Origin of the sequence: Streptomyces sp. NPDC004658, assembly GCF_040609555.1 — a bacterium.
Taxonomy (GTDB): Bacteria; Actinomycetota; Actinomycetes; order Streptomycetales; family Streptomycetaceae; genus Streptomyces.
Genome location: NZ_JBEXKG010000351.1, coordinates 1 through 2,684, shown reverse-complemented (window position 1 = coordinate 2,684; position 2,684 = coordinate 1). Strand labels below are relative to the sequence as shown.

Sequence of the window (2,684 nt, the reverse complement as noted above, 5' to 3'; positions counted from 1 at the left end):
GTTCGCGGGGACGACGACGGCGCTCGCGAACGCCGTGGCCCCCGCCGACGCGCACCGCGTCCTGGCCGCGCTGCGCGACACCGCCGCCGGGAAACCGCCGAGCGCGCCGCTGAGTCTGCGCGCCCACGACGGCACGCCGCGGCTGCTGGACCTGTGGCCGGTCGGCGCGGAGCACGCGGACAGCGCCGGGACGTCGGTCCACGGGGTGGTGTTCGCCCCCGGTACGGCCGCCTCCGCCGACGGCGCGGCCGACCTGCTGCCGGAGGGCGTGTTCTGCCTGGACCGGCTGGGGACGATCGTGTACGTCAACCCGGCGGCTGCCCGGCTCACGGGCCGGGCGCGGGAGCGGCTGCTCGGACGGCCGCTGTGGGACGCGCTGCCCTGGCTGACCGGGCCGCCGTACGACGACCATCTGCGCGGCGCCCTGCTCTCCCCCGAGCCGGTGCACTTCCACGCCCGGCGGCCGGCCGGCGACCGGGACGAACCCGGTGAGGGCGACTGGCTGGCGATGTCGGTGCACCCCGGCACGGACCTGCTGACCTGCGTGCTCGTCCCCGCCAGCCGGGTGGACGCCACGAGCGAGCCGGTCCCCGAGGTCACTGTTCCGCACGACACGGTGGCGGGCGCCCACGCGATGACGCCGCTGTACCGGCCGATCGCGCTGGCCATCGCGCTGACGGACGCGGTGACCGCCCGGCAGGTGTCGGCGGTGGTCATGCAGGAGCTGCTGCCCGCGTTCGGCGGCCGGCGCCTCGCCATCTACCTGCTCCAGGACCGGCATCTGTACCTGGCCTGGGAGACGGGGTTCCCGCCGGGCTTCCTCACGGAGTTCGAGGGCGTCGGCCTCGACGCGCACCTGCCCGGCGTGGAGACCCTGACCACCGGCCGGCCGCTGTTCTTCGAGGCCATGGGGCAGATCGCCGCGGCCTATCCGGGGATCTCCCTCGACGCGGACGTGGGCGCGCGTGCCTTCCTGCCGCTGATCGCCTCCGGCCGGCCGGTGGGGTCCTGCATCCTCGGCTTCGACCGCGAGCGCTCCTTCAGCACGGAGGAACGCACGGTCCTCACCGCGCTCGCCGGGCTGATCGCGCACGCGATGGAGCGGGCCCGGCGCTACGACGACGAGGCGGCCCTCGCCCGCGGCCTCCAGCAGGCCCTGCTGCCCCGGCGGCTGTCGACGCATCCGCGGGTGGAGACCGTAGGACGGTACCTGCCGGGCACGCAGGGCATGGACGTGGGCGGTGACTGGTACGACGTGGTGGAGGCCGGGGACGGGCTCGCGCTGGTCATCGGCGATGTGCAGGGGCACGGGGTGCAGGCGGCGGCCACGATGGGCCAGCTGCGCAGCGCCGTACGCGCCTTCGCGCTGGGCGACCGGCCGCCGGACGAGGTGCTGAGCGGCACCAACCATCTGCTGATCGACCTGGATCCCGGTCAGTTCGCGAGTTGCTGCTATGTGCGCCTGGACCCCGCCACCGGCCGGGCCCGGATCGCCCGGGCGGGCCATCCGCCGCCGCTGCTGCGCCGTCCCGACGGCCGGACCCTGCTGCTGGACGTCCCCGGGGGCGTCGTGCTGGGGGTGGATCCGCACGCCCGGTACCCGGTGACCGAGCTGTGGCTGGAGCCGGACGCGATCCTCGCCCTGTACACCGACGGTCTGGTGGAGCGGCCAGGCGCCGACATCGACGACGGCATCGCGTCGCTGCGGCTGGCGCTCGCCCGGGCCGGTACCGGCCGGCGCGGCGGGCGGTCCCTGTCCGGGGTCGCCGACCGGCTGACGTCCACCGCCCGGCACGCCACCGACCGCCCGGACGACGTGGCCCTCCTCCTGGCCGCCCGCCGCCCGCCGCCCGACCGCTGACCGACGCCCCCTCACGTCCGCTCCGCTCCCGTCGCCCCGGGTGATGGTCTCGCCTCATGGCGCCGGGCAGTGTAGACATGGGCACATGGTGCGACTGCCCGGCCGGCCCGCGACCCGGCCGCCGCGATCTTTCGGGTATCCGCGCGCACCGCACAGCCCGCCGCCGGCGGACCGCGGCGCGAACGGCGGCCGGCCGGGGGTGCTCCGGTCGGCGGTGACCGGGCGCAGCGTGGCCGGGCAGGTGTTCCTCCTGCAAGTGGTGATCGTGCTGCTGCTGGTCGTGTCGGCGGCGGTGGCCCAGGTGCTCCAGGTCCGGCACGACAGCGACACCGAGGCGAGCAACCGTTCCCTCGCCGTGGCCGAGACGTTCGCCAACGCGCCCGGCACGGTGGCCGCCCTGCGCTCCCCGGACCCCACGGCCGTCCTCCAGCCGCGCGCGGAGGCGGCCCGCAAGGCGACGGGCGTGGACTTCATCGTCGTGATGAACACCGACGGCATCCGCTACACGCACCCCAAGGCCGACCGCATCGGCAAGAAGTTCGTCGGCACGATCGCCCCGGCCGTGGCCGGTCACACGGTCACCGAGCACATCACCGGGACCATCGGCCCGCTGGTGCAGGTCGTGGTGCCGGTGAAGGACCCCGGTGGCCGGGTGGTGGGCCTGGTGTCGGCCGGGATCACCACCGCGCACGTGGGCGGGGCGGCCGAGCAGCAGCTGCCGCTGCTGCTCGCCGCGGCGGCCGCCGCGCGCGCGCCGGGGCCCGCGGGCACGGCCCGGGGGCGCCGGCGGGGTGTGCGGCCGACGCACCGCCGCGGCCCCGGG

General features: G+C 76.4%; 1 protein-coding gene and 1 pseudogene. Both read left to right on the top strand.

What is annotated here, in order from left to right; all coding sequences use genetic code 11:
* On the top strand, positions 1–1,861 hold a 1,861-nt coding region (locus tag ABZV94_RS41170), incomplete at its 5' end, for a SpoIIE family protein phosphatase (RefSeq protein WP_356350181.1).
* 85 nt (positions 1,862–1,946) lie between these two features.
* Positions 1,947–2,684, top strand: a pseudogene (locus ABZV94_RS41165) (histidine kinase); the annotation flags it as partial.